The 25,929-nt window shown below is 49.4% G+C and carries 26 protein-coding genes, 1 pseudogene and 1 other annotated feature; of the genes and pseudogenes, 25 read left to right on the plus strand and 2 right to left on the minus strand.

Translation table 11 applies throughout. From position 1 onward, the window contains the following. The first annotated feature begins 95 nt into the window (after positions 1–95). The 14 genes from Q9R23_RS06340 (at position 96) to Q9R23_RS06405 (ending at position 11,165) form a co-directional block, all read left to right on the plus strand. Positions 96–671 carry a Maf family protein gene (locus Q9R23_RS06340; RefSeq protein WP_214853032.1) on the plus strand — a complete coding sequence of 192 codons (576 nt, stop codon included), beginning with the start codon at positions 96–98 and terminating at the stop codon, positions 669–671. A 46-nt stretch (positions 672–717) separates the two neighbouring features. Further along, on the plus strand, positions 718–1,350 hold the full coding sequence (gene radC, locus Q9R23_RS06345) for a RadC family protein (protein ID WP_050677672.1): 633 nt from the start codon (positions 718–720) through the stop codon (positions 1,348–1,350). Positions 1,351–1,512: 162 nt separating this feature from the next. Beyond that, positions 1,513–2,547, plus strand: a complete 1,035-nt coding sequence (locus Q9R23_RS06350) for a rod shape-determining protein (RefSeq protein WP_029342258.1) — start codon at positions 1,513–1,515, stop codon at positions 2,545–2,547. A 14-nt stretch (positions 2,548–2,561) separates the two neighbouring features. Next, the gene (gene mreC, locus Q9R23_RS06355) at positions 2,562–3,446 is read left to right on the plus strand and encodes a rod shape-determining protein MreC (RefSeq protein ID WP_311246630.1); all 885 of its coding nucleotides are present in this window, start codon (positions 2,562–2,564) and stop codon (positions 3,444–3,446) included. Then, positions 3,439–3,942 (plus strand): rod shape-determining protein MreD, encoded by a 504-nt coding sequence (gene mreD, locus Q9R23_RS06360; RefSeq protein ID WP_035406481.1) that lies wholly within the window; start codon positions 3,439–3,441, stop codon positions 3,940–3,942. Before mreC ends, mreD begins: the two co-directional genes overlap by 8 nt. A gap of 3 nt (positions 3,943–3,945) precedes the next feature. Further along, positions 3,946–4,620 carry a septum site-determining protein MinC gene (locus tag Q9R23_RS06365; protein WP_214853036.1) on the plus strand — a complete coding sequence of 225 codons (675 nt, stop codon included), beginning with the start codon at positions 3,946–3,948 and terminating at the stop codon, positions 4,618–4,620. Between the two features lie 50 nt (positions 4,621–4,670). Further along, the gene (gene minD / locus Q9R23_RS06370; protein ID WP_029342255.1) at positions 4,671–5,474 is read left to right on the plus strand and encodes a septum site-determining protein MinD; all 804 of its coding nucleotides are present in this window, start codon (positions 4,671–4,673) and stop codon (positions 5,472–5,474) included. Positions 5,475–5,537: 63 nt separating this feature from the next. Beyond that, positions 5,538–6,878 (plus strand): ribonuclease E/G, encoded by a 1,341-nt coding sequence (locus Q9R23_RS06375; protein ID WP_290751810.1) that lies wholly within the window; start codon positions 5,538–5,540, stop codon positions 6,876–6,878. 74 nt (positions 6,879–6,952) lie between these two features. Then, positions 6,953–7,022 (plus strand) — a sequence feature (ribosomal protein L21 leader region). Between the two features lie 15 nt (positions 7,023–7,037). Then, the gene (gene rplU / locus Q9R23_RS06380) at positions 7,038–7,346 is read left to right on the plus strand and encodes a 50S ribosomal protein L21 (RefSeq protein WP_012370978.1); all 309 of its coding nucleotides are present in this window, start codon (positions 7,038–7,040) and stop codon (positions 7,344–7,346) included. Positions 7,347–7,349: 3 nt separating this feature from the next. Next, entirely contained in the window at positions 7,350–7,688 is a 339-nt protein-coding gene (locus Q9R23_RS06385) for a ribosomal-processing cysteine protease Prp (protein ID WP_023468945.1), read from the plus strand. 14 nt (positions 7,689–7,702) lie between these two features. Continuing rightward, positions 7,703–7,981: a 50S ribosomal protein L27 gene (rpmA, locus tag Q9R23_RS06390; RefSeq protein ID WP_012370976.1), complete on the plus strand. Its 279-nt coding sequence runs from the start codon at positions 7,703–7,705 to the stop codon at positions 7,979–7,981. A 68-nt stretch (positions 7,982–8,049) separates the two neighbouring features. Beyond that, positions 8,050–8,532: a Spo0B domain-containing protein gene (locus Q9R23_RS06395; RefSeq protein WP_311246631.1), complete on the plus strand. Its 483-nt coding sequence runs from the start codon at positions 8,050–8,052 to the stop codon at positions 8,530–8,532. A gap of 15 nt (positions 8,533–8,547) precedes the next feature. After that, positions 8,548–9,843 (plus strand): GTPase ObgE, encoded by a 1,296-nt coding sequence (obgE, locus tag Q9R23_RS06400; protein ID WP_214853046.1) that lies wholly within the window; start codon positions 8,548–8,550, stop codon positions 9,841–9,843. Between the two features lie 53 nt (positions 9,844–9,896). Beyond that, positions 9,897–11,165 (plus strand): hemolysin family protein, encoded by a 1,269-nt coding sequence (locus Q9R23_RS06405; protein ID WP_290783131.1) that lies wholly within the window; start codon positions 9,897–9,899, stop codon positions 11,163–11,165. 45 nt (positions 11,166–11,210) lie between these two features. Here the strand turns inward: Q9R23_RS06405 and Q9R23_RS06410 are convergent, their stop codons facing one another. Both Q9R23_RS06410 and Q9R23_RS06415 read right to left on the minus strand, forming a co-directional pair. Beyond that, positions 11,211–11,753 carry a transcription repressor NadR gene (locus tag Q9R23_RS06410; protein ID WP_058264756.1) on the minus strand — a complete coding sequence of 181 codons (543 nt, stop codon included), beginning with the start codon at positions 11,751–11,753 and terminating at the stop codon, positions 11,211–11,213. A gap of 24 nt (positions 11,754–11,777) precedes the next feature. Beyond that, positions 11,778–12,860, minus strand: coding sequence for a cysteine desulfurase family protein (locus Q9R23_RS06415; protein WP_290783129.1), 1,083 nt, complete (start codon positions 12,858–12,860; stop codon positions 11,778–11,780). Between the two features lie 98 nt (positions 12,861–12,958). Between Q9R23_RS06415 and Q9R23_RS06420 the strand changes: the two genes are divergently transcribed. The 11 genes and pseudogenes from Q9R23_RS06420 to Q9R23_RS06470 all read left to right on the plus strand — a co-directional run bounded on the left by Q9R23_RS06420 (position 12,959) and on the right by Q9R23_RS06470 (position 25,834). Further along, positions 12,959–14,428, plus strand: coding sequence for an L-aspartate oxidase (locus Q9R23_RS06420; protein ID WP_290783127.1), 1,470 nt, complete (start codon positions 12,959–12,961; stop codon positions 14,426–14,428). Continuing rightward, complete coding sequence (gene nadC / locus Q9R23_RS06425) at positions 14,343–15,194, plus strand: carboxylating nicotinate-nucleotide diphosphorylase (RefSeq protein ID WP_311246632.1); 852 nt, start codon at positions 14,343–14,345, stop codon at positions 15,192–15,194. Before Q9R23_RS06420 ends, nadC begins: the two co-directional genes overlap by 86 nt. Beyond that, a complete protein-coding gene (nadA, locus tag Q9R23_RS06430; protein ID WP_311246633.1) occupies positions 15,184–16,281 on the plus strand; it encodes a quinolinate synthase NadA in 1,098 nt (365 codons plus the stop codon). The genes nadC and nadA overlap by 11 nt, the downstream gene beginning before the upstream one ends. Positions 16,282–16,443: 162 nt before the next feature. Beyond that, a complete protein-coding gene (ruvA, locus tag Q9R23_RS06435) occupies positions 16,444–17,037 on the plus strand; it encodes a Holliday junction branch migration protein RuvA (RefSeq protein ID WP_023468936.1) in 594 nt (197 codons plus the stop codon). Between the two features lie 4 nt (positions 17,038–17,041). Then, positions 17,042–18,037: a Holliday junction branch migration DNA helicase RuvB gene (gene ruvB / locus Q9R23_RS06440; RefSeq protein ID WP_311246634.1), complete on the plus strand. Its 996-nt coding sequence runs from the start codon at positions 17,042–17,044 to the stop codon at positions 18,035–18,037. 4 nt (positions 18,038–18,041) lie between these two features. Then, a complete protein-coding gene (gene queA, locus Q9R23_RS06445; RefSeq protein ID WP_214853061.1) occupies positions 18,042–19,082 on the plus strand; it encodes a tRNA preQ1(34) S-adenosylmethionine ribosyltransferase-isomerase QueA in 1,041 nt (346 codons plus the stop codon). Continuing rightward, complete coding sequence (gene tgt / locus Q9R23_RS06450; protein ID WP_214853063.1) at positions 19,082–20,227, plus strand: tRNA guanosine(34) transglycosylase Tgt; 1,146 nt, start codon at positions 19,082–19,084, stop codon at positions 20,225–20,227. The genes queA and tgt overlap by 1 nt, the downstream gene beginning before the upstream one ends. A 72-nt stretch (positions 20,228–20,299) precedes the next feature. Beyond that, positions 20,300–20,590, plus strand: coding sequence for a preprotein translocase subunit YajC (gene yajC, locus Q9R23_RS06455; protein ID WP_214853065.1), 291 nt, complete (start codon positions 20,300–20,302; stop codon positions 20,588–20,590). Between the two features lie 156 nt (positions 20,591–20,746). After that, a pseudogene (secD, locus tag Q9R23_RS06460) lies at positions 20,747–22,955 on the plus strand (protein translocase subunit SecD). 72 nt (positions 22,956–23,027) lie between these two features. Then, positions 23,028–25,337: a single-stranded-DNA-specific exonuclease RecJ gene (gene recJ, locus Q9R23_RS06465; protein WP_311246635.1), complete on the plus strand. Its 2,310-nt coding sequence runs from the start codon at positions 23,028–23,030 to the stop codon at positions 25,335–25,337. After that, positions 25,316–25,834: an adenine phosphoribosyltransferase gene (locus Q9R23_RS06470; RefSeq protein WP_214771006.1), complete on the plus strand. Its 519-nt coding sequence runs from the start codon at positions 25,316–25,318 to the stop codon at positions 25,832–25,834. The genes recJ and Q9R23_RS06470 overlap by 22 nt, the downstream gene beginning before the upstream one ends. The last annotated feature ends 95 nt before the right edge of the window (positions 25,835–25,929 follow it).

Below are 25,929 nucleotides of genomic sequence, written 5' to 3' on the forward strand. Positions count from 1 at the left end.
GGTTCCTATGCTGTTAGGGACCGCTTGTTTTTTGTTAGACTATTCGATGACTCGAATTATCCGATTCGAAATTAACGGGAAAGAACGTGATACTAATGATAACGCAACCACACTTGATTCTAGCGTCGGCTTCACCGCGCCGGACGGAACTCCTGCAACAAATCGGAATCGCTCACGCAGTCGTACCAGCGAATGTCGTCGAAGAAGCGCCGTATCCGATGTCCCCGCATGAATACGTCCGTCATCTATCGCAAAAGAAAGCACGAGCGATTATGACAGACGGGGTCATTCTGGCTGCCGATACAGTCGTTGCAATTGACGATATGATTCTTGAGAAGCCAGCGGATATTTCTGAAGCGCGGGCGATGCTTGCGCGTCTGTCAGGACGTGCTCATGAAGTCGTGACAGGCGTGACGATTCGCTTCGGAGAGAAGGAAGAGACGTTCGATGTGACGACGCACGTCCGTTTTGGTTCATTACCAGACGAGTGGATGGAAGGCTATATCGCGACGAACGAGCCCTATGATAAAGCGGGCGGCTATGGCATTCAAGCGATGGGTGGTCTGTTCGTCGAGGCAATCGAGGGCGATTACTATAATGTCGTCGGACTGCCGATCCACGAGATCACAAAACGTCTCGCGTCCTTTGAAATCAAGCCGATGTTTGCGTAATCCTGAAACAGAGAGGTCGGATGCTGTGATTGAATGGCCGAAGGATATGGTTCAGTTGAAAGGCTTGGCACAAGCGACGACAGTCGAGTTACTGGCGTGTCTCGTCCGAAGTGGGACGCGCGACCGGACACCGCTTGAAATCGCGGAAGAATTACTGCACATCTATCCTTCGTTGATCGAACTCGAGGCAGCCGGAGTCGGTGGACTCGAGAAAGCACCGGGGGTCGGGAAGGCAAAGGCGTTGCAAATCATGGCGGGACTGGAACTCGGTCGTCGTCTCGTCACGGAACCGAAGTGGGTTCGACCGACGATCCGTTCACCGGAAGACGCAGCGGAGCTGTTGTTAGAAGAAATGCGCCTCTATCAACAGGAACATTTCATCTGCCTGTATTTGAATACGAAAAATGAGGTTGTCTCGAAAAAGACGTTATTCATTGGAGGATTGAACACGTCAATCGTCCACCCGCGAGACGTTTTCCGGGAAGCGATTCGCTGCTCGGCTGCGAACTTCATTGCCGTCCATAATCATCCGTCCGGTGATCCGACGCCAAGTCGGGAAGATATCGAGGTCTCCGAACGGCTCGTTGAGGCAGGAAGGCTCATTGGAATCAGTTGTCTTGACCACATCATCATCGGGCATGGACAATTTATTAGTATGAAACAGCGCGGATTTATGTAAGAATAACGTCTGAAGGGAAAGTTTCGTTTCTTTCCGTCAGACGTTTTTTTGTGTGTTTTCTAAGGCGAACTGTAAACAAGCTGTAACGTTTTAACGCTTTCCAATGAAGGCTTTTCCGTTATAATTAGTGAAGTGTATTCTCAGAGAGGGGTTTTTTGAATAATGTTTGGATCATTCAGCCGTGAAATCGGCATTGACTTAGGTACGGCTAACACGCTCGTGTATGTAAAGGGGCAAGGAATCGTCGTCCGTGAACCGTCCGTCGTTGCTTTCCGTACGGATACAGGGAAAATTGAGGCGGTTGGTAATGCAGCAAAAAACATGATCGGTCGTACGCCGGGTAACGTGACTGCACGACGCCCGATGAAAGACGGGGTTATCGCGGATTATGAAACAACCGCTACGATGATCAAATATTTCATGGATCAAGCTTCAAAGAAAAAAGGCTTGTTCTCTTCTAAGACGAACGTCATGATCTGTGTACCAAGTGGTATTACATCGGTCGAAAAACGTGCGGTTGAAGATGCAGCGAAACTTGCGGGTGCTCGTGAAGCATACACGATCGAAGAACCATTCGCAGCAGCAATCGGTGCAGGTCTTCCGGTTTCAGAACCAACAGGATCGATGGTCGTTGATATCGGTGGTGGTACGACAGAAGTTGCTGTCATCTCACTCGGTGGTATCGTCACGAGCCAATCGATCCGTGTCGGTGGTGATGAGATGGATGAGTCGATCATTCGTTACATCAAATCAAAATACAACTTGATGATCGGAGAACGGACAGCTGAGACGTTGAAAATGACGATCGGTTATGCTCGCATCGATGAAGAATCAGAGAACGAAACGATGGAAATCCGTGGACGCGACCTCGTCACAGGTCTTCCGAAACAGATCGAAGTCACAAGTGCTGAAATTTGTGACGCACTTTCAGATACGGTCGAAGCGATTCTTGCAGGTGTTAAGCACACGCTTGAGCAGACACCTCCTGAATTATCAGCAGACGTCATGGACCGCGGTATCGTCCTGACAGGTGGTGGGGCGCTCTTGAAGAACCTCGACGCTGTCATCGAAGACGAAACACGTATTTTGACACTCGTTGCAGAAAACGCACTTGATTGTGTCGCAATCGGTACAGGAAAATCACTCGAGATGATGAATGTCCTTCGTTCGAAATCAGGCATCTCGCAAAAAAGATAAGGACGGGATGAGCGATGAAGCGATTTTTAAATAATCGAAAACTGCTCATCACACTCCTTAGTTTTCTCCTTTTGGTGATCTTAATCGGGATTTCGCTGCAAGGGCGTAACCAATCCCACTGGTATCAAAGCTTCGTGCGTGATACCGTGGGCGTCGGTCAACGCTTTTTCGCGACACCGATTGGCTGGATTGATGATACGGTCACTTCGATTAAAGAAGTGCGTGACGTGTACAAAGAGAATGAACACTTGAAATCACGATTGAATGACTATGCCGGTAATGCCGTGAAAGTCCGTGATCTTGAGCGTGAAAATAAAGAATTAAAAGACATGCTCGACCTCAAAGGTTCGATTCGCGACTATAAACTGTTACCGGCAGAGATGATCGGGCGGACATCGTCCGAATGGCAACGGTTCGTCACGATTAACATCGGTGAACAAAAAGGTGTCAAACCGAACATGGCCGTCGTAACAGCAGATGGATTGATCGGTCGCGTCATCCAGGCGAGCGCCTATACGTCCCTTGTGCAGTTGATGTCTGATACGAGTCGGACGAATAACGTTTCGGCAACGGCAGACGACACGAAAGGAAAAGGAGTCTTCGGAACGATTGAAGGCTTCGATGAAGAGACGAAATTACTCAAGTTCACGAAAATTCCGAACGACGCGAAGTTGAAAAAAGGGCAGACCGTCACGACGTCCGGTCTTGGCGGAAAGTATCCGAGCGGGATCGTCATCGGAAAAATCGAAGAAGTGAAATCCGATCAGTATGGGGCTTCGAAAATCGCATACGTCAAACCGGCAGCAGACTTCGAACAGTTCGGTCATGTCTTCGTGATTGAACGCGAAGCGAAGGAACCTTTCGCTGAGACCGATAAGGGAGGGAACACTCGTGAATAACGTTAAGTTGTTTTTCGCCGTGTTCCTTCTTTTTATCTTAGAAGGAACGTTGTTCGCGGGACCGCTTGGAGATGGTTCGCCGTATGTCATTCATACGACCTTGATTGGTCTGATGTTCCTCGGTCGGTACGGGAAGCTTGAACAAGCACTCGGATTCGGACTCGTTTTCGGATTGCTCTATGATTTTGTGTACTCGGATATTATCGGGATTTACTTATTTGCGTTATCCGCCATTCCGCTTTTTAGTAGCTTCGTGCTAAAATATGTAAAGGAGAACGTATTGACGATTCTCGTCACGTTCACGTTCAGTGCCATTTTGTATGAACTCGATATATATTTCTTCACGGCTTCGGTCGTTGGTGTCGGGGTTTCCTTCCAAGAACTCGCGACACAGATCATTCCAAGGAGTTTGGTTGCCCAGTTGATCGGGATCATCATCCTGTATTATCCGATGACCCGACTCGTGCAGTCGACCCTTGACGAGAAAAGAGGATGAGTCATGATTGAGCGTAAACGTTATGTAACGATGAAAGGCCATCGTGGTGGCCTCGCCGTCTATGTGAATGAAAGGTGCAGTGTGGATGAATTTCTTGACGATTTAGAGTTGACGCTTACGGACAAATCCGTCGAGAACGGACGCGCCGTACCCATCACCTTCTTCTTCGGTCGACGTTATGTCGATGAAGGGGTGTTGACGGCCGTCGAATCTATCGTCGCGCGACATGATTCCTTCTCTTTCAAAGGCTATGACAGTGAGTGCATCACGAAAGACGAGGCAAAAGCCTTGTACGGAGAGCGGACGTTCCATTATTTTGGTGGCACGGCACGCAGTGGGCATGTATTAGACGTTGAAGGTTCGATCGTCATCATCGGAGATATCAATCCGGGGGCGGTCGTCCATGCGACAGGAAGTATCTATTGTCTCGGAGCTTTGCGTGGTACCGTTCATGCAGGTAAAGGCGGTAATACGGAAGCAGTCATCGCTGCAAGTGTGTTGCAACCGAAATGGGTCGCGGTCGCTGGAACCGTCCATGAGGAGCCGGATGACGCACCGATTCCTGCTCTCGATATGGGCTGTGCATTTTTAGGCGAAGACGGGGTGGAATTCTCCCGCCTTCAAACCGTTCCGCTTGCGCGGATGGATCAGTTTGCGATTGATAGTGAAAGAGGGTGACGGATATGGAACAAGTGAAAGAACAGGTACATATGGAGGCGAAGACGAATATGGGACGCGCCATCGTCGTCACATCCGGTAAAGGCGGCGTCGGTAAGACAACGACGACGGCGAACATCGGAACAGCACTTGCATTGATGGGGCATTCGGTTTGTCTCGTCGATACAGATATCGGGTTACGTAATCTGGATATCGTGCTTGGTCTTGATAACCGGAGTATCTATAACATCGTTGACGTCGTAACGGGACAATGTAAATTGCACCAAGCGCTCGTCCGCGATAAGCGTTTTGAAGAGATGTATCTGTTGCCTGCTGCTCAATCAAAGGATAAGTCCTCCGTCACACCCGAACAGGTGAAGGCAATCATCGATACGCTGAAACTTGAATACGACTTCGTCTTGATTGACTGCCCGGCCGGAATCGAACAAGGATTCATGAATGCGATCGCTGGAGCGGATGAAGCTGTCGTCGTAACGACACCGGAAAAGGCAGCCGTCCAAGATGCGGACCGGATCATCGGGATGCTCGAACGCTCAGAACGAAACATCGTTCCAAAACTCGTCATCAATCGGGTGCGTTCGCACATGATGGCATCAGGTGATATGCTCGATATCGATGAAATCATGCGTATCCTCTCGATTGATTTGCTTGGTCTGATCATCGATGATGAGGAAGTCATCGCCGCTTCGCACCGTGGTGTGCCTGTGACGATGAATCCGGATAACCGGGCTGGACTCGGCTACCGGAACATCGCTCGCCGGATTCTCGGAGAATCCGTGCCACTGCTTGATTTAAATGAACAACCGCAAAAAGGCTTCTTCGTCAAATTGAAGAAGATGCTTGGGATGAAATAAGAATGGGAAATTAGACTAGGACGACATCGTCGCGCCTAGTCTAATTTTTTTGGAGGGATCAGTATGCGATGGATTAGTGAACAGACCGCTTCACTCGAACGATTGGCGTTGGTCGAAGGCGGTCGATTGATTGAATATCATGAACGGATGCGTGACGAGATCCGGGTCGGAACGTTCGTCTATGCCAAGGTCGACCGGTTGCATCCGACGCTCGGAGCAGCCTTTTTGATCGCGACTGACGGTACGCCGCTTTACTTACCGCTTAATGAAACGGTGGAAGCACTTCGTCGCTATCCGGACGTGCCAACGATCGGACAAGCCGTCCAGGTCGGGCAGACATTGCTCGTTCAGGTCGTCAAGGAAGGGGTCGCACCGAAGCAACATAAGGTGACGCAGAACATCACTTATGGTGGACGTTATCTTGTCTATTTCCCGTACGGTCGCCGCGTCCGTTTCAGTCGGAAGTTGGATCTCGTCGTCCAGCGTCAACTGGCGGAGCAATTGACGACGACGGAAGAAGAAGGGATTCTTTACCGGACGGAGGCAGCGAAAGCATCAATCGACGAATTGAAACAAGAGTTACAGTCATTACGGATACGGCATAAAGAACTCATGCAGGCGCCGCGTCTTGAGCAAGACGAGGCATTGATCGTCCAGGAAGCGAAGCGACTTCCGCATGTCACCGATGCGCTCGTCATGACGCGTCAGGAAAAGGAACGCCTCGAACTGCTCGGTCTGTCCGTTGAACGATCGCTACGAAAAGGACGCTTACCCGAGATGGAAGCCATTGATGGGGCGATCGAAAAAGCGATGCAAAGAGTCGTCTGGCTTGATGGTGGAGCGTATCTTTTAATTGAGGAAGTCGAGACGATGACTGTCATCGACGTCAACAGTGGGAAGACGATCTCCGTCAAGGAACAAAAGCGGACGTTCGATCAAATCAATGAAGCGGCTGCCGTCGAAGTCATGCGGCAATTACGGTTACGTAATATCAGTGGGATGATTGCGATTGATTTTTTACGTGGCTCAAGTAAAGGGCAGACTCGGGTGACCCAACTTCTCAAAGAACGAGCCGCACTTGAGACGAAACAGATCGAAGTGTATGGATTTACGAAGATGGGCTTATGCGAGCTGACGCGACAACGACACGGAAAATCATTGCAGGAACGATCGCAGGAATCCGGTCAATGGACACGATTAAGCGTCTATCGGTTGATTGAACCGAAATTGCTTGAGATCGCGACCTATGCGGAAGCGGTCGTGATTCGCGCGCCGCGTCACTTGTTACAAGACGAATTCATCTCCCGTCAACCACTAGAAGTCCATGTGCTCGAAGGCGATCCAGCCGTCCTATTCACTGGGTCGTCACAGGACTGTCTCGATTTCATCAAGCGATCGGAATAATCCTTCAGAACAGCATTGACAAGGTGGAAGAACGTTTGGTATTCTGAATAACGTTAGTTCGTTTGGAAGCACCCAAATGACTACAACCGCACAGACCGGGTTTTAAAGCATCTGCTGCCCGTGATGGCGAGTCTGAGTTCCTAAGAGGAGGTGCACGTAATGTACGCAATTATCAAAACTGGTGGTAAACAAGTCAAAGTCGAAGCTGGCCAAGAAATCTACGTTGAGAAATTAAACGCAGACGTCGACAGCACAGTTGAATTTGGTGAAGTATTGATCCTTGGTGGTGACGATGTTAAAGTCGGCGCTCCACTCGTAGAAGGTGCGAAGGTCGTAGCAACGGTCATCAAACACGCTCGCGCGAAAAAGATCACTGTCTTCAAAATGAAAGCGAAAAAGAACTACCGTCGTAAGCAAGGTCACCGTCAACCTTACACGAAGGTCCGCATCGAGAAAATCGAAGCGTAAGCCATGATACGTGTCAAGATTCGACGAGATGAAGCGGAACTCGTCCGCTCCATCGAAGTGACAGGACATGCCGAGTTTGCAGAACCAGGTCTCGACCTTGTCTGTGCCGGCGTATCGTCGGTGATCTTCGGGGCATACAATGCCATAGAAGCATTACTCGGGCAGGTCCTGCTCCTTGAAATGGCAGAACAACAAGAAGGTGGCTACTTTTATGTAGAACCGTATGCTGACTTAGCACCGGATGTCAGTGAACGCACCCAATTGTTACTGGAGGCGACTTTGGTCCAGCTTGGTACCATCGCTGAAAGTTACGGTGAGTTTATCCAACTTGAACAAGTATAGGAGGTGGATTCCACATGTTGAAACTTAATCTTCAGTTCTTCGCATCGAAAAAAGGGGTAGGTTCGACAAAGAACGGTCGTGACTCGCAATCGAAACGCCTTGGGGCGAAACGTGCAGACGGTCAAACTGTTTCTGCTGGTTCAATCCTCTACCGTCAACGCGGTACGAAGATTCACCCAGGTATGAACGTCGGACGTGGTGGCGATGATACACTTTTCGCAACTGCAACTGGTGTCGTTCGTTTCGAACGTCTCGGACGCGACAAGAAACAAGTCAGCGTTTACCCAGCATAAGGATCGACGAAGCAGACTCTAGCCACTTTCGAGGGTTAGGGTCTGTTTTTTTTAGGAGGGAACGACCGATGGAGGAACAACAGGTACTTGATCTTTTAAAGACTCTTCGTCACGAGTGGTTGAACCGGATACAACTCGTCCGTTCGTATGGCGCGATCGGAGACGAACAAGCAGTCGAGTCGATCTGTTCGGCGTACCGGGAGCAAGCATCTCGGGAAGGACGTCTAGCGCAAATCGGATTGCCGAAAACCGCACTGGCGTTGCTGCAAGCTGAATGGTCAGGCAAAACTGTGACGTATGATGTCATCGGAACACCCCACATGGAAGATGAGCGGTTGAAGCAACTCGTCGAAGCAGCCATCACCATGATTGATGTAGGAGTAGGAGAAGTATCCGTGACCTTCCACGAGGGCGTGACCATCGAGATCTATCGGGATCTACTAGATATGTCGCGCCTTAAGGATCTAGTGACGCCGATGGAAATCGAGTCGCAGACGGAAAATGAGTGTGTGATTGAGATTGAAAGTCTTCCGTTTGAGGAAGAGAAGTAAGAGGAGGGATCCGACATGTTTGTCGATCAGGTAAATATTTATGTAAAAGCAGGTGACGGAGGACGTGGACAAGTAGCGTTCCGTCGCGAGAAATACGTTCCAGACGGTGGACCAGCCGGCGGTGACGGTGGTCACGGAGCTCACGTCGTCCTCGAAGTCGACGAAGGACTTCGGACATTGATGGACTTCCGTTACAAACGTCACTTTAAAGCAGTTCAAGGTGAAAACGGAATGTCAAAAGGCATGCACGGTCGTAAAGCCGAGCACCTAATCGTCAAGGTTCCACCGGGCACAGTCGTCTACGATGATGATACGGATGCGGTCATCGCTGACCTCGTCCATCACGGACAACAAGCAATCGTCGCAAAAGGCGGACGTGGCGGACGTGGGAATACACGTTTTGCGACACCAGCCAACCCAGCTCCAGAGCACGCGGAAAACGGTGAGCCAGGAGAAGAGAAGTACTTGAAGCTTGAACTGAAGATGCTAGCAGACGTTGGTCTCGTCGGCTTCCCGAGCGTCGGGAAATCAACGATATTATCGGTCGTTTCAGCAGCACGTCCGAAAATCGGAGCATATCACTTCACGACGATCACGCCAAACATCGGTGTCGTCGAAACGGAAGATAGCCGTAGCTTCGTCATGGCTGACTTGCCTGGATTGATCGAAGGTGCAAGTGAAGGCGTCGGACTCGGTCACCAGTTCCTCCGTCACGTCGAGCGGACGAAAGTCATCGTCCACGTCATCGACATGAGTGGGATGGAAGGACGCGATCCGATCGAAGACTACAACATCATCAATAAAGAGCTCGCAGACTATAACCTTCGTTTGACAGAGCGTCCACAAGTCGTCGTCGCGAACAAGATGGATATGCCGGATGCGGCAGAACATCTCGAAGCCTTCAAAGAAGCTTTCCCAGAGCTTGAAGTATTCGAGATTTCAGCAGCAACACGTCAAGGGCTACGCGATCTGTTATTCCGAATCGCTGACCTAGTCGATGCAACACCAGAATTCGGTCTTGAGGAACTCGAAGAGAAAACAGCGACACCACGTGTCGTCTATGGTTACGAAGCACCAGAGGCTGGCTTTACGATCACAAAAGATGAAGACGATTGCTTCGTCATCAAAGGACCACGCATCGAAAAACTCTTCACGATGACGAACTTCATGCGTGAAGAATCGATTAAACGTTTCGCTCGGACACTTCGTCAAATGGGTGTCGACGAAGAGTTGCGTCGTCTTGGTGCGATTGACGGCGATGTCGTTCGTATCCGTGATTTCGAGTTCGAATTCGTCGAGTCATCATTCTAAGCGGTTCATTCCATTAGGAAACGGAGTGTGAAAGCATCGTGGACCCATTGCCCATGATTTCAGTCGTTTGGTTAATTCCGATTCTCATCTTATCCGCATTCTTTTCCTCAGCCGAGACGGCACTCGCGAGTGTCAACCGGTTGCGGTTGTTGCACCAATCGGAAGCAGGGGACGCGCGTGCGTCCCGTGTATTCCGCTTACTTCAACGCTACGAAGAGACACTGACGTCGATATTGATTGGGAATACGATTGTCAACGTCGCCTTTATCCTATTTGGTGGATGGTGGATCATCCAGTTCGTCGAGACGATCGCAACACAAACCGTTGCCTTTCTTGCGCTATTTTTCCTGTTGCTGTTGTTCGGGGAATTGATACCGAAGTCGTATGCTCGTGAACATACGGAACGTTACGTGTTATTGATCGGACGTCCACTTCGTTTGTGTCTGTTGGTCTTTCGACCGCTTGTCTTCCTGTTACTCCGCTTACGCCAGTTTGCGCTTCGATTGATTGGAGCGGATCCGAAAGGACCGCTCGTGACCGAACAGGAACTCAAGGCACTCGTCGATATCAGTCAGGAAGAGGGAATCATGGGGCTTGCAGAGGCTGAACTCGTTCATCAAGCAGTTGATTTTCAACATGCGACGGTCGAGGATGCGTTGACGCCACGGATGGATATTCAAGCGATTGATATCGATGCGCGGCTCGAAGACATCCTTGCTGAAGTCCAGAAGGGCGGCTATTCTCGTCTGCCGGTCTATAAGGATTCGATTGATCACGTCATCGGCGTCTTATCGGAGCGGGACTTTCTGCGTGCATACGTGAAGAATGGCTCTGTGGATATCCGGGAATGGATTCGACCGGTATCATTCGTCGTGCCGCAGACAAGATTGATGGATTTATTGCCGGAACTCAAAGTCAAGCAGTCTCATATGGCAGTTGTCCTTGATGAATTCGGAGGGACGGCAGGTCTGATCACCCTTGAGGATATTTTAGAAGAAATCGTCGGGGAGATTTGGGATGAACACGATGAATCATTGGAATATACGAAACGGATTGGTCCAGAGCAATTCGAATGTCTAGCGGAGTATGACATTGAAGACTTCTGTCAGCAATTTCAATTGACGATGCCGGACACGGATGCCCAGTCACTTGGGGGATGGATCATGGAAGAGAGCGGACAGCTGCCGGACGTGGGAACGGCGATACGCTATGAACGTGTCACGTTGACCGTCTTGCATATCGAGAACCGTCGCGTTCGAAAAGTCTTAGCAACGTTCGATCCGCCCGCTACGATGCCAGAGCTACCACTTGAATCGATGTAACAATAAAAACCGCTTATTCCTTAGGAATAGGCGGTTTTTTAATGTTTAGACATCGAGTTCCGAAACAAGAATTCCGAGACGATCGAGTTTCGCGATGGCGGCTTCTAGTGCGTCTTCATGGTCCGCTTCAAGCGTATGAATATGGACTCCGTCCGTCAGGCTCGACAGTGGAGTAGCTTGTGTCTCATGTAACTGCTCTAGCAATACCCGGACATCCCGGCGACTCTTTAGCATCAACTCTCCTGTGATGAAACCATAGACAGGATGCTCGATGATGACATCGCGGATGACGACGCCTTCGTCAACAATGGCGTCACACTCATCCTTTAATTGATCGATGCCATGACGGCAAACGATCTTGCGGCGTAATTTCGAACCGTCGATTTCAGGATCATTGATCAAATACCCACGAGCTGTCGCGATGACGGGGTACCCTTTTGCTTTTAATAATGATAAATCCTGCACGATCACTTGGCGGCTGACGCCTGCTTGTTTCGCCAGTGCTGTTCCCGTGACAGGTTGTTCACTTTCCTCAATCATACGAAGTAATGATTTCCGGCGTTCTTCTCCGGAGATACGTTTCCCCATCATGTCTCCTACCTTTCTCCAGTGTCATGAAATCGTGTTCAACACATCAATGCACTGTTCGATTTCTTCGTTCGTCGTGTGTCTTCCAAAACTGAGTCGGATCAACCCATGAGCCGCTGATTCGTCAAAGCCGATGGCGCGTAATGTCGCATTCGGACCGTTTTCTCCAGCCCGGCAGGCACTACCGGCGGAAACGGCGATTCCAGCACGATTCAAGGCGAGCAACGCGTATTGACCGTCCCGTTGTTTCGTATGGATGGCGCAGATGGAAGCGAGTTGCGTTGGCGACTCAATCATTGTGTAACGAGACGAAGACAATGTTTTTTTTAGCATACCACGAAATCGACGGCTTGAAGCTTGGATTCCTGGATTTTCGAAGCGCGACGCTTCACAGGCAGCGATGAAGGCGGCAATTCCCGGAACATCGACTGTGCCTGGGCGAATCCCGAACTCATGATGTCCTTCGTAGTAGGGACTAAAGAGCGGTCGTCGCAAATACAGGGCACCTAACCCTTTAGGACCGTAGACTTTATGGCTACTCATCGTGTAGGCGTCAAAGGAGTCAATGTTAACATCATCTTTTAAAAATCCTTGAACCCCATCGCAATGAAACAAAATCCCGCGTGATTGACAATATACTGCAATTCGTTCGACTGGGAACCGAAAACCGGTATCCGAATTGACGTGTTGAATCGAGACGACACCAACCTCGTCCGTACAAGCCGTAACGAATCGATCCCAGTCGAACGTTCCGTCCGGTAGTAGAGAAAGATGACGTGTTTCTTGTGCCCAGCGCGCAAGTGGAAGCAAGACCGAGTCGTGTTCACATCGAAGTGTCAAGACAACTGATTTGTTACTCTGTCGTATCAAGTGTGTCAAAGCGATGTAATTTGCTTCTGAACCGCTTCCTGTAAAGATGATAGATCCTTCTTTTTGAGCTAATTGTTGCATCAGGTACTGTCGTGCTCGTTGAAGCAGGCGTTCTGCATCCCCACCGATATCATGAAGAGAAGAACTGTTGCCGTAGAACGATTGAGCGGCTTGTTGATAATGGTTGAGTGCTTGTGGATGTAGCGGAGTAGTAGCTGCGTAATCGAGATAGATCATGAAAAAATCCTGTCCTTTCGTCTTGTCACTCAGCTAAAAGTATGCCAAACTTATTGTCAAGTCAATAGTAAACATTTAGATATAGAGGTGTAAAACATATGTCTTTACATAAAAGGCTTGAGACGGATGTGTTGATCATTGGAACAGGGCTTGCCGCGATTTCGGTCGCCTTGCATCTTCCGCCTGGAACTGATACGTTGCTTGTCACAAAAGGCACGCGATTTGAGACCAACTCTGTCCGAGCACAAGGTGGGATTGCTTCTGCTTATGCGGAAGTTGATCATCGTGGTCATTTTGAAGATACGTGTCAGGCGGCAAAAGGGCGCATCAATTTGTCAGCTGTTGATTATGTGACCCGATCAGGAGCCGAGGCAATGGAATTCTTGTTACGACAAGGTGTCCCGTTTGATCAATCCGAGGGAGAGTTCTTGCTCGGTCGAGAAGGTGCGCACCGTTTGCCGCGGATTTATCACTCTGGCGGGGACGAGACCGGCAAACGGATCATGGAGACGTTAATGCCGCGAGTGCCTTTTCCGATTCTCGAGCAGACGTGTATCACGGAATTGATTCAAGTAAATGGACAGATTGTAGGTGCAGTTGGATATAGCCTTGGAGAACCGATCGAGATTGTGGCGCGAGCAACGATTCTCGCTACTGGTGGAGTTGGTGGATTGTTCGCGGCGTCGACGAATGATCCATCGATTCAAGGAAATGGGATTGCACTAGCTTTTGAAGCGGGAGCGACGATTCGTGATCTCGGCTATATCCAGCACCATCCGACGGTACTTGTTCATGCAGGTCGCTCAGAAGGTTTGATTACGGAAGCACTACGCGGAGCAGGAGCCATTCTTGTGACGAAAAGCGGGGACCGGATCATGGCAGATCATCCGATGCAAGATTTAGCGGCGCGCGATGAAGTCGCAAAACGAATCCATGAGGTGCGAAAACACGAACCGGTCTATCTCGACACGTCAAACGTCGTTGATCGAACAAAACGGTTTCCAACGTTTGTTGAAAAATGTGAAAAACTGAACATAAATCCGGATCTCGTTGAAATCGCACCAGGCATTCATTTCTTAATGGGTGGAATCGAGACGGATCTGACAGGGCAGACGAATGTCGAAGGACTTTACGCGGTCGGCGAGACAGCATCGATCGGACTGCACGGTCGAAATCGTCTGGCGTCGAACTCGCTTCTTGAGTGTGTCGTCATGGGGAAAGCAGTAGCAGAACAGCTCAAGTTATTACCTGATTTAAAGCTAGAACGCGTCAAACGACGTCCAGGAACACTTCGTTCCGTAACAGACCGTTTATCGCAGGTCATCGGTGTCGAAATGGATATTAGGCAGGTACAAGAATGTCTGGATGCGTTAAAAGGCTGGGCATTAGAAGAATCCGGACAGGAAGCAGAAGAAAATCGATTACGTTACGTGACAGCATGTCTATTGCTTGAAGGGGCGCGAAGTCGGTTGACAGGAGAGGATGAGAACATTGAACAAGTGGCAGTTACGGCAACAACTGGAGGCATTTTTAATCGAGGACATCGGACAGTGGGATATCACGAGTGAAGGATGTCTGACGGGACAAGAACGCGGAATCGGTCGTTTTTTAGCAAAGGAAGACGGTGTCTTTTGCGGAGTAGACATCATTCAGGAGATGGCGCATCTCTTACAAGTCGACGTGACGATTCATGTAGCGGAAGGGACGGTCGTCACGCGAGGAACACTCCTTGCCGAGTGGTCTGGCTCGTTACAGGATATTTTAAGCGGAGAACGGGTCGCCTTAAACCTTGTACAGCGTTTATCTGGGATTGCGACGAAGACACGTCAAGCGGTCGAGGTAGCAGCAGGACGAATCCGAATCACGGATACACGGAAGACGACCCCTGGATTACGAATGCTCGAAAAACATGCCGTTCGCGTCGGTGGTGGCTATAGTCATCGCGGACGACTCGATGACGCGGTCATGATCAAGGACAACCACATCACGGTCGCGGGATCGATTACGGAAGCGGTGATGCGAGCAAAACGTGTCGCGGGACATACGACACCAATCGAAGTTGAAGTCGAGACGGAAGCGGAAGTGCTTGAGGCAGTGGCTGCAGAAGTCGATATCATCATGCTCGATAATCGGACGCCAGCAGAAATTAAACAGCTCCGGCAATTGATTCCACCGCATATCACAATCGAACTATCCGGTGGGATCACGGTAGACACATTATCGGACTTCGCGGATAGCGGAGCAGACGTCATCTCACTCGGGGCACTTACTCATTCAGCAACAGCACTCGATATCAGCATGAAAATCGAAGGAGGAAAAAAAGATGTCATTTGATCTATTACGTCACGAGGGAATTCCGGCGTCATACTTACAGCAATCAGAAGCAGACTTGATCGCGATCATCGAAGGGGTCAAAGCACGGATGGGCAGTCGCTTATTCTTACCTGCCCACCACTACCAAAAGGATGAAGTCGTCCAGTTCGCGGATGCGACGGGAGATTCGCTCCAGCTCGCGCAAGTCGCGAAGCAGATGACAGAAGCGGAATATACAGTCTTTTGTGGTGTCCACTTCATGGCAGAGACGGCAGATATGCTAACCGATGCGTCGCATACGGTCGTTTTGCCTGACATGCGTGCTGGCTGTTCGATGGCGGATATGGCAAATGATACGCAAACGGAGCGTGCTTTTACGATCTTGACGGAACGATTTGGGGAGTCGATCTTACCATTGACGTATGTCAATTCGACAGCAGCCATCAAAGCATTCGTCGGTCGTCACGGTGGGGCGACGGTGACATCATCGAACGCTGTCCAAATGGTCGAGTGGGCGCTTGCTGAACGAGACATCTTATTCTTCCTGCCGGATCAACATCTCGGTCGCAATACGGCACATGCGCTCGGAATTCCGTTAGAGCAGATGGCGATTTGGGATCCGATTCGCGACGAACTCGTTTTTGACGGGGAGGACCAAGACGTCCGCGTCATCTTATGGAAAGGGCACTGCTCGGTGCATGAGAAATTCACAGTCGGTCAAATTGAACAGTTCCGTAAGACGGATCCGGAGCGAAAGATTCTCGTTCACCCAGAATGTTCGCACGAAGTCGTGACGGCGTCTGATCTCAATGGATCAACGGCGTACATCATTCAACAAATCGAACAGGCTGCTCCTGGAACGAAGTGGGCGATCGGAACAGAGATGAACCTCGTCAATCGACTCGCGACGACTCATCCGGATCTTGACATCGTGTCGCTCAATCCGTTCATGTGTCCATGTCTGACGATGAACCGGATTGACTTGCCGCATTTGGCTTGGGCGCTCGAACAAGTCGAAGCAGGTGAGCCGGTCAACATCATTAAAGTCGACGCAGAGACGACGCGGCATGCCGTGTTGGCGCTCGAACGAATGCTTGAGCGTTCGTAAAATAGAGAGTGAGAGCGTGGTCGTGCAAACGATCACGCTTTTTGTTTTCTGATTGAGAGAGCGAACGTATGTATTGATTTTTGCTGAAGAACGCTTTGAAGCCAAACGAAGATGTATGCTACAATAACACGAGAGTTTGTTTATAGATGGGAGCGTTCCACATTGATAGAATTCGTACGCGGCGAAGTCGCTTATGTCTGTGCGGAATTCGTGACGGTAGAAGTTGGCGGGATTGGCTACAAGATCGTAGCACCGAACCCGTTTTTTTATCGGACCGGAGACGAACAGATCATCGTATATACGTATCACTATGTCCGTGAGGACCAAGAAGTCTTATTCGGATTCCGTTCCCGGCGTGAACGTGCCTTGTTCACGAAGTTGCTCGGTGTGACAGGGATCGGACCTAAAGGAGCGCTTGCAATCGTCGCATCAGGGAATGTCGATGCGCTTGTTGAAGCAATCGAACAAGAAAAGGAAAGTTATCTCGTCAAGTTCCCAGGTGTCGGCAAAAAGACAGCAAAACAAATGACACTCGACCTAAAAGGAAAGTTAGCAGAGCTCGCGCCAGACTATGTACCGAGCGAAGGCTTGTTCGCACAAGGTAACGCTGAGTTGAACGAAGCCTGTGAAGCTCTGACGGCGCTCGGTTACAGTGATCGAGAAGTCGAAAAAGTCAAAAAAGCGTTGCAGGCAGAAGTCCTGTCAACGGATCAATATGTTAAACGGGCACTCCAGTTGTTATTGAATGTGAGGTGAGGACATGGAAGAGCGCATTTTGTCAGAATCCGCCCATGCGGAAGATCAAGAAGAGTGGAGTCTGCGTCCTCAGACGCTCGAACAATATATCGGGCAGGAGAAAGCAAAAGGAAACTTAAGTGTCTTCATCGAGGCGGCAAAAATTCGTCAGGAAACACTCGATCACGTTCTTCTCTACGGTCCTCCAGGTCTTGGGAAGACGACGCTTGCGACAATCATCGCAAACGAGATGGGGGTCGGCATCAAGACGACAGCCGGTCCTGCAATTGAACGACCGGGTGATCTAGCGGCGATTCTCTCATCGCTTGAACCGGGAGATGTCCTGTTCATCGATGAGATTCATCGGTTGAGTCGATCGATCGAAGAGATTCTATATCCGGCAATGGAAGACTATTGTCTCGATATCGTCATCGGTCAAGGGGAACTCGCGCGTAGCGTTCGGATCGACTTGCCACCATTTACACTCGTCGGTGCGACGACGCGTGCCGGGATGTTATCGGCACCGCTACGTGATCGTTTTGGCGTGACGCTGAAGCTTGAATATTATACGATGTCAGAGTTGTCTGCCATCGTGACCCGGACGTCACGATTGTTCGGATTCCAAGCGGATCGTCTGGCAGCAGAAGCGATCGCCCTTCGTTCACGCGGAACACCACGTGTCGCGAACCGGTTATTACGGCGTGTCCGCGACTTCGCTCAAGTTGCCCATCAAACCGAGATCGATGCCTCGCTTGCGACAAGTGCACTTGATCGCTTGCATGTCGATGCGCTCGGACTCGACGATGTCGACCATCGTTTATTACGATCGCTTGCAGAACGGTTTGCCGGTGGTCCGGTCGGTCTTGAGACGATCGCAGCGACAATCGGTGAAGATGCGCAGACGATCGAGGATGTGTATGAACCATATCTACTGCAACAAGGATTTTTACAACGTACTCCGCGCGGACGCGTCTTAACACCGTTCGCCCGCCAACATTTAGGACTGAAAGAAGGAAATTGAACCAATGGATGTAAACTTATTTGATTTTCATTTACCAGAAGAACAAATTGCTCAAGTGCCATTGCTCGACCGGACGAGTTCGAAACTGATGGTTCTCGATCGGGAGACGGGTGCGATTCAGCACCAGCACTTCCATGATATCGTCGACCACTTCCGGGAAGGCGATACACTCGTCATCAACGATACGAAAGTCTTACCAGCACGTCTCTTTGGTGTAAAGGAAGAGACAGGTGGAAAAATCGAATTGTTGCTCTTGAAGCAGACGAGTGACGATGTGTGGGAAACGCTAGCAAAACCAGCAAAACGCGTCAAACCAGGAACGATTTTGTCGTTTGGTGACGGGTTACTCCGTGCTGAGTGTGTCGAAGCACTTGAAGACGGTGGACGAATCCTGAAATTTTTCTACGACGGGATTTTCTACGAAGTGCTCGACCAACTCGGAACGATGCCATTGCCACCGTACATTCATGAACAACTCGAGGATCAAGATCGTTACCAGACGGTCTACGCTCGCGAACGTGGGAGCGCTGCGGCACCAACAGCGGGTCTTCACTTCACACCGGAATTGCTTGAAGCGCTTCAAGCGAAAGGCGTCCGGATCGCACCATTGACGTTACACGTTGGACTTGGCACATTCCGTCCTGTTTCGGTCGACGACGTCGATAGTCACAAGATGCACAGTGAGTACTACGAACTGCCGGAAAGTTCAGCTGCTCTACTACGCGAAACACGGAAACAAGGCGGACGGATCATCGCGGTCGGTACGACGTCGACACGAACGCTTGAAACGGTCATCCGTGATCACGGTGACTTCGTCGAAGCAACGGGTTGGACAGACATCTTCATCTTCCCGGGTCAGGAAGTCAAAGGGATTGATGGTCTGATCACGAACTTCCACTTACCGAAATCAACATTGATCATGCTCGTGTCCGCGTTATCGACACGGGAACACATTCTGCATGCCTACGAAGAAGCTGTCGCGAATGGCTATCGTTTCTTTAGCTTCGGTGATGCGATGTTCTTAACGAGAGAGGAACGAAACTAATGACAAAACACGCGGTAACATATGAACATATCAAGACATGTAAACAATCCGGAGCGCGGTTAGGAATCGTCCACACGCCGCACGGTAGTTTTGAGACACCGGTCTTCATGCCGGTCGGAACACAAGCGACGGTCAAGACGATGGCACCGGAACAAATCAAGGACATGAACGCGAACATCATCCTCGCGAACACGTACCATTTATGGGTGCGTCCTGGACACGATGTCATCAAGGAAGCAGGGGGTCTGCATAAATTCATGAACTGGGATGGCGCGATTCTCACGGACTCAGGTGGTTTCCAAGTCTTCTCACTCGCTGATCTCCGGAATATTTCGGAAGAAGGCGTTCATTTTCGTAACCATTTAAACGGTGACAAACTGTTCTTATCACCAGAAAAAGCAATGGAAATCCAGAATGCACTCGGTTCAGACATCATGATGGCGTTTGATGAGTGCCCACCGTATCCAGCTTCTCACGAGTACATGAAAGCATCTGTTGAACGGACAAGCCGCTGGGCAGAACGTTGTCTTGCAGCGCATGAACGTCCACATGATCAAGCGCTGTTCGGTATCATCCAAGGCGGAGAATACGAAGACTTACGTCGTCAAAGTGCAAAAGACCTCGTTGCGCTTGATTTCCCGGGTTATGCGGTCGGTGGTCTATCGGTCGGAGAACCGAAAGACGTCATGTACCGTGCGCTCGAATTCACGACACCACTCATGCCGGAAGACAAACCGCGTTATTTGATGGGCGTTGGTTCACCGGACGCGTTGATTGAAGGCGCGATTCGCGGAATCGATATGTTCGATTGTGTCTTACCAACACGAATTGCACGAAACGGAACGTTAATGACCTCAAAAGGTCGTCTTGTCGTTCGGAACGCGAAATATGCACGTGATTTCCGTCCGCTCGATGAGAACTGTGATTGCTACGCGTGTAAGAATTACTCACGTTCGTACATCCATCACTTGATTCGTGCGCAAGAAACGTTCGGTCTTCATCTGTGTTCGACACACAATCTTCACTTCCTCGTCAAGTTGATGGAAGGCGTTCGTCAAGCGATTCGTGAGGATCGTCTGCTCGATTTCAAGGAAGAATTCTTCGAAGAATACGGTTACAATTTGCCGAACGCAAAGAATTTCTAACAAATCGTCTGACAAATCAATCCTTTCACGGTATAATGAACGTGATTTGAATGATAAAAGGAGCTGAATATGATGCAACAATTATTGACATTCCTCCCGATGATCTTGATCTTCGTGGTGTTCTATTTCTTGTTGATCCGTCCACAGAACAAACGCCAGAAGCAAGTGCGTCAGATGCAAAATGAACTCTCACGCGGCGATTCGATCGTAACGATCGGTGGTCTTCACGGGGTTGTCCAAAAAGTGGACGACACGACGGTGACATTGAAGTCAGGAAACGCACAATTGACATTCAACCGAAGTGCTGTGGCAGAAGTGACGAAAAAATCAACGACTGTCATGGGCGACGAAACGGTCGAATAAGGCATTGAAAAGACGCTTTCCGGATTCCGGAGCGTCTTTTCTGTTTATATATGAGAAAAACGTTTGCTAAGATTACCATTTCTTTTGTAAGCTAGGGTAGGAGAACAAAGTTGTCTGAAAATATACTGGGAACTAGAGAAAGGATAATGTAGCATGATCAAGAAAGGGAAACTTGCCACATTCTTCATCGTCGTCATCGCGTTGCTCGTGCTGATCGGTACGACATCGTCATGGTTGCTGAAGGATACGAAGCTTGGCCTTGACCTTAAAGGTGGCTTCGAAGTCTTGTATGAAGTACAACCACTGAAAGAAGGAGACGTCATCGACCAAAATGCGATGAGTGCCACATTGACGGCAATTGAGAACCGTGTCAACGTTCTCGGTGTCTCTGAACCGGATATTCGGATCGAAGGTAACAACCGGATTCGTGTTCAACTTGCTGGCGTCAAGGATCAGACGGAAGCGCGTCAAATCCTATCTTCGACAGCACAATTGTCATTCCGTGACATCAACGATAAGTTGTTGCTTGACGGTTCAGACTTAAAAGCTAAAGGAGCAAAAGTCGGATATGATCCGAATACGAATGAACCACTCGTCGAATTGACGATGAAGTCAAAACAGAAATTTTATGAAGTAACTCAAAAAGTCTCACAAATGCAAGCACCGGCGAACCGCCTTGTCATCTGGCTCGATTACGAAAAAGGTGATACGTACGAAAAAGAGATTCAAAAGAAGAATTCGAAAATCGTTTCGGATGCATCGGTCACTCAACCAATCAACTCGGATAAGGCAATCATTTCCGGTGGCGATATCGATGCCGAGTATGGTAAACAATTGTCCTCAATCCTTAACGCAGGAGCACTGCCGGTCAAACTCGAGGAAATCTACTCGACGTCGGTCTCTGCTGCTTTTGGACAGGACGCACTTGATCAGACGCTCTTCGCCTCAGCAATCGGTGTAGCTGCAGTCTTCTTGTTCATGCTACTGTTCTACCGGGTCTCTGGATTCGTTTCGATTATTACGTTGCTGTTCTACATCTATCTCGTCATGATCTTCTTTAACGGGATCAATGCTGTCCTCACATTACCGGGGATTGCGGCACTCGTTCTTGGAGTCGGGATGGCGGTCGATGCGAACATCATCACTGCTGAGCGGATCAAGGATGAATTACGAAGTGGTAAATCTGTCTTGTCCGCGTTCAAAGCCGGTAACCGTCGTTCGTTTGGTACGATTCTTGATGCCAACTTGACGACGTTAATCTCTGCTGGCGTGTTGTACTACTTTGGTACAAGTACGGTCAAAGGATTCGCCATCATGTTGATGGTTTCGATCGCCGTCACGTTCGTCACGAACGTTTTTGTCTCACGTTACCTGATGCAACTCCTTGTCAGTAGCCGATGGTTCGATAAGAAGAAATCATGGTTCGGTGTAAAGGAGAGTGAAATCCGTGAGCTTTAATCCTACGAAATTCGATTACGTCAAACATCGTAAAATCTATTTCGCAATCACGATTGCGCTTGTCATCGTGTCGGTCCTTTTGTTGTCGTTCCGTGGTCTGAACCTCGGGATCGACTTCACGCAAGGTACACGCGTCGAGATTTCTTCTGAGAATCAAATCAAGGAAGCCGATGTCCGCTCTGTCATTGAAGAGTCAGGCATTGATGCTGCGGAAATCGATGGCATCCAATTTGCTCAAGGTGGAAAACTAGCGAACGTCACGTTCGTTGGGGAATTCAGCCAAAATCAAATCTCTAAAATGAAACAAACGATTGAAACGGAATATAAGAAAGAACCGAGTATCTCGACGGTTTCGGCACAAGTTGGTCAAGAAATCGCGCGTAACGCGATTTATGCCGTCTTACTCGCGTCACTTGGGATCGTCATCTATGTCTCGTTCCGATTCCAACCGTTATACGGGATTGCGACAGTGCTTGCACTATTGCACGATGCATTGATGATTGTCGCCTTCTTCTCGCTGTTCCAGATTGAGGTCAATCTGTACTTTATCGCAGCGATTCTGACGATCATCGGGTATTCTGTCAACGATACGATCGTTACGTTCGACAGGGTGCGAGAAAATCTCGGACTTGCTGAAAAAGGTGGACGGAAAGTCTCATTTGATGAATTGGCACACATCGTCAATGAATCGATTCAACAAACGATCATTCGCTCGATCAATACGGTCGTCACGGTCATCATGACGGCAGCGGCACTCTACATCTTCGGTAGTGAGGCAATCCGTGGATTCAGTCTCGCCCTGCTTGTCGGTTTGATCATGGGGATGTATTCTTCGATCTTCATCGCCGCGCAGCTCTGGCTCGTCATGAAAGGTCGGACACTTGGTCGCACAAAACGCGCTTCTTAAAAGAGTATCCGCATCAGCTATCGCTGGTGCGGATTTTCAATTATAATGGGGAAGTTGATTGGAGGGTTTGAGATGTACCATGCTAAAAAAACATGGCTTGATAAAGTCATCGATTCAGAACAAATCGAACAATTGACGGCGGATGGCACGATCTCACCGCACGTCGCACAATTACTTGTCCAACGGGGATTCACGACACGTGAAGCTGCTCGTGATTTTTTAGAGACGGATCAAATGGCATTCCACGATCCATTTGCTTTTAAAGACATGCCGAAAGTCGTTGAACGGATTCAACGTGCCGTCAACGAAGGTGAGATGATTTTAATTTACGGTGATTATGACGTCGATGGTGTGAGTTCCGCTGCGATTCTCTGGCATGCCTTGATTGAAATTGGAGGGATGGCAGAGTGTTATATCCCAAACCGATTCACGGAAGGCTATGGACCGAATGAAGCAGCATTTCGCTGGGCAGCGGAAGAAGGGTTTAGTCTCGTCATCACTGTCGACTGTGGGATTTCCGGTATCCACGAAGCAGATGTCCTGAAGGAACTCGGGGTCGATTTAATCATCACCGATCACCACGAAGCCAAAGAAACGTTACCCGATGCCTTTGCCTTGATCCATCCAGGTGTCGATCCAGACTATCCGTTCTCAAAACTTGCTGGGGCAGGCGTCGCCTTTAAAGTCGCACATGCTCTCCTTGATCGTGAACCAGTCGAATTACTCGATCTTGCCGTGCTCGGAACGATTGCCGATCTTGTCCCGCTCGTCGGCGAAAACCGCTTGCTTGCGATTCGTGGAATCGAGGCGCTAAACGCAAGTGAACGTCCAGGTATCCTTGCGTTACGTGACGTCTGCAGTTTAACTGAGGACGAACTAACGGAAGAGTCGGTCGGATTTGCATTCGGTCCACGGATCAATGCAGCAGGTCGTCTTGATTCTGCGATGCCAGCGCTCGAGATGTTGCTAGCAGAAAGTAAAGATGAAGCACTTCATCTCGCGAAACAACTCGACCAACAAAATAAACAACGTCAAGATATCGTCAAGCAGATTGCGGAGGAAGCAACGGCGCTTGTCGAGGAACGCTTCAAGGATGACCGCGTCCTCGTCGTCGATGCGGCAGACTGGAACCCAGGTGTCGTCGGCATCGTCGCCTCGCGACTCGTTGAAAAATATCATCGTCCTGTCATCATGCTGTGTCATGATGCTGAAAAAGGAACAGCGAAGGGTTCTGGACGGTCGATTCCAGCCTTTGACCTCTTCGCTGAACTGACGAAATGTGAAGATATCTTGCCGCATTTCGGAGGACATCCGGCTGCTGCCGGCATGACGCTCTCTTCCGATGACGTTGAGACGTTACGTCAACGCTTGAATGAACAAGCGAGCACGTTACCGGATGACGCGTTCATCGCGACAATCGATGTCGACCTACGTCTACACGTCAGTGATGTCTCGATTCAGTTGATTGAAGACATTCAGCGACTGGCACCGTTCGGGATAGGAAACCCCGCGCCACGGATTGTCATTGAGCAGGCGAAGATTCGCGATATGAAACGGATCGGTCGTGATTTGACGCATGTCAAGGCACTCCTATCAGGCGACGGGAAGGAACTCGATGCAATTGGCTTCAGCTTCGGCGACCTCGTCGATGAAGTTTCAACCTTATCGGAGATTCACTTGATGGGCAGTCTGAACATCAATGAATGGAATGGTTTCCGTAAACCTCAATTGATGATTCAAGACGTCGCTGTCGAAGATGTTCAAGTGTTTGATTACCGTGGAGGTAAGCGTCCGCTGAGCGATCTATTCGCCTTACCGCACGAGACGACGACATTCGTCGCCTTTACCGATGAGATGAAGGAGAAATACACTGAACGTCCATTGAATGGTCCGATTCGACAAAACATTGTCTTTCTTGACCTGCCGGAAGAGGAAGCAGCATTTTATCCATATGTGGAACAGGCAGAGCGGATTTATTGTGCCTTTAAGGATGAAGGATACTATTTCGAGACGATTCCGTCGCGGGAAGACTTCAAGCATTACTTCCAGTATTTCGCGAAATGTCCACGAGACGAGCTCCGGATCGGTCTCGTACGTTTGTCGAAATCGCGAAAATGGACGAAACGATCGATTAACTTTATGCATTCGGTATTCTCGGAACTTGATTTTCTTGTTACAATGGAGGACGGGCTGCCGGGTGTGAACCCAAATGCTGCAAAACGAGATCTGACGGAAGCTCCGACGTACCAGCGTCATGAAGCGCGTCAAGAGCTCGAGCAACAATACATTTATTCGTCACTCGCTCAGTTGAAAGAGCGTTTTGATACTTTGGTAGAAGCGGCGAAGCAGGAGGAAAAGACATGGAGTTCAAACAGCATATAAAAGAGGTCGAGAACTGGCCGAAAGAAGGAATCAGTTTCAAAGATATCACATCACTCATGCAGAACGGACCAGTGTACAAACAATCGGTCGATGCACTCGTTGAGTATGCACGGAGTAAAGGCGCGGATGTCATCGCGGGTCCGGAAGCACGTGGATTCGTCGTTGGTTGCCCAGCAGCTTACGCGATGGAAATCGGATTCGTTCCTGTTCGTAAAGAAGGAAAATTACCGCGCGAGACAGTCCGTGTCGAGTATGGTCTTGAGTACGGAAAAGACGTCTTGACGATGCACGAAGATGCAATCCAACCGGGACAACGCGTCGTCATCCTTGACGATTTGCTTGCGACAGGTGGTACGATTGAAGCAACGATCCAAATGATCGAAAAATTAGGCGGAACAGTTGCCGGAATCGGATTCTTAATTGAACTCGATGGTCTTGGCGGACGTGAGAAACTCGAAGGATATGACATTCTTTCATTGATTCGCTACGAAGACTGAAGACACTATACTCTCTTGGTACTTGATGACCAAGGGGGTATTTCTTTTTATTTTGACATCTTCTCAAGATTTCACGATAATAAGAATTATATATT

Source organism: Exiguobacterium sp. BRG2 (assembly GCF_031844245.1).
GTDB lineage: Bacteria > Bacillota > Bacilli > Exiguobacteriales > Exiguobacteriaceae > Exiguobacterium_A.

Bases quoted from the DNA above. Each gene is read 5' to 3' on its own strand.
- Q9R23_RS06340 (WP_214853032.1), top strand. From the start codon at position 96: ATGATAACGCAACCACACTTGATTCTAGCGTCGGCTTCACCGCGCCGG.
- radC (WP_050677672.1), top strand. From the start codon at position 718: ATGGTTCAGTTGAAAGGCTTGGCACAAGCGACGACAGTCGAGTTACTG.
- Q9R23_RS06350 (WP_029342258.1), top strand. From the start codon at position 1,513: ATGTTTGGATCATTCAGCCGTGAAATCGGCATTGACTTAGGTACGGCT.
- mreC (WP_311246630.1), top strand. From the start codon at position 2,562: ATGAAGCGATTTTTAAATAATCGAAAACTGCTCATCACACTCCTTAGT.
- Q9R23_RS06365 (WP_214853036.1), top strand. From the start codon at position 3,946: ATGATTGAGCGTAAACGTTATGTAACGATGAAAGGCCATCGTGGTGGC.
- minD (WP_029342255.1), top strand. From the start codon at position 4,671: ATGGGACGCGCCATCGTCGTCACATCCGGTAAAGGCGGCGTCGGTAAG.
- Q9R23_RS06375 (WP_290751810.1), top strand. From the start codon at position 5,538: ATGCGATGGATTAGTGAACAGACCGCTTCACTCGAACGATTGGCGTTG.
- rplU (WP_012370978.1), top strand. From the start codon at position 7,038: ATGTACGCAATTATCAAAACTGGTGGTAAACAAGTCAAAGTCGAAGCT.
- Q9R23_RS06385 (WP_023468945.1), top strand. From the start codon at position 7,350: ATGATACGTGTCAAGATTCGACGAGATGAAGCGGAACTCGTCCGCTCC.
- rpmA (WP_012370976.1), top strand. From the start codon at position 7,703: ATGTTGAAACTTAATCTTCAGTTCTTCGCATCGAAAAAAGGGGTAGGT.
- Q9R23_RS06395 (WP_311246631.1), top strand. From the start codon at position 8,050: ATGGAGGAACAACAGGTACTTGATCTTTTAAAGACTCTTCGTCACGAG.
- obgE (WP_214853046.1), top strand. From the start codon at position 8,548: ATGTTTGTCGATCAGGTAAATATTTATGTAAAAGCAGGTGACGGAGGA.
- Q9R23_RS06405 (WP_290783131.1), top strand. From the start codon at position 9,897: ATGATTTCAGTCGTTTGGTTAATTCCGATTCTCATCTTATCCGCATTC.
- Q9R23_RS06410 (WP_058264756.1), bottom strand. From the start codon at position 11,753: ATGGGGAAACGTATCTCCGGAGAAGAACGCCGGAAATCATTACTTCGT.
- Q9R23_RS06415 (WP_290783129.1), bottom strand. From the start codon at position 12,860: ATGATCTATCTCGATTACGCAGCTACTACTCCGCTACATCCACAAGCA.
- Q9R23_RS06420 (WP_290783127.1), top strand. From the start codon at position 12,959: ATGTCTTTACATAAAAGGCTTGAGACGGATGTGTTGATCATTGGAACA.
- nadC (WP_311246632.1), top strand. From the start codon at position 14,343: ATGAGAACATTGAACAAGTGGCAGTTACGGCAACAACTGGAGGCATTT.
- nadA (WP_311246633.1), top strand. From the start codon at position 15,184: ATGTCATTTGATCTATTACGTCACGAGGGAATTCCGGCGTCATACTTA.
- ruvB (WP_311246634.1), top strand. From the start codon at position 17,042: ATGGAAGAGCGCATTTTGTCAGAATCCGCCCATGCGGAAGATCAAGAA.
- queA (WP_214853061.1), top strand. From the start codon at position 18,042: ATGGATGTAAACTTATTTGATTTTCATTTACCAGAAGAACAAATTGCT.
- tgt (WP_214853063.1), top strand. From the start codon at position 19,082: ATGACAAAACACGCGGTAACATATGAACATATCAAGACATGTAAACAA.
- yajC (WP_214853065.1), top strand. From the start codon at position 20,300: ATGCAACAATTATTGACATTCCTCCCGATGATCTTGATCTTCGTGGTG.
- recJ (WP_311246635.1), top strand. From the start codon at position 23,028: ATGTACCATGCTAAAAAAACATGGCTTGATAAAGTCATCGATTCAGAA.
- Q9R23_RS06470 (WP_214771006.1), top strand. From the start codon at position 25,316: ATGGAGTTCAAACAGCATATAAAAGAGGTCGAGAACTGGCCGAAAGAA.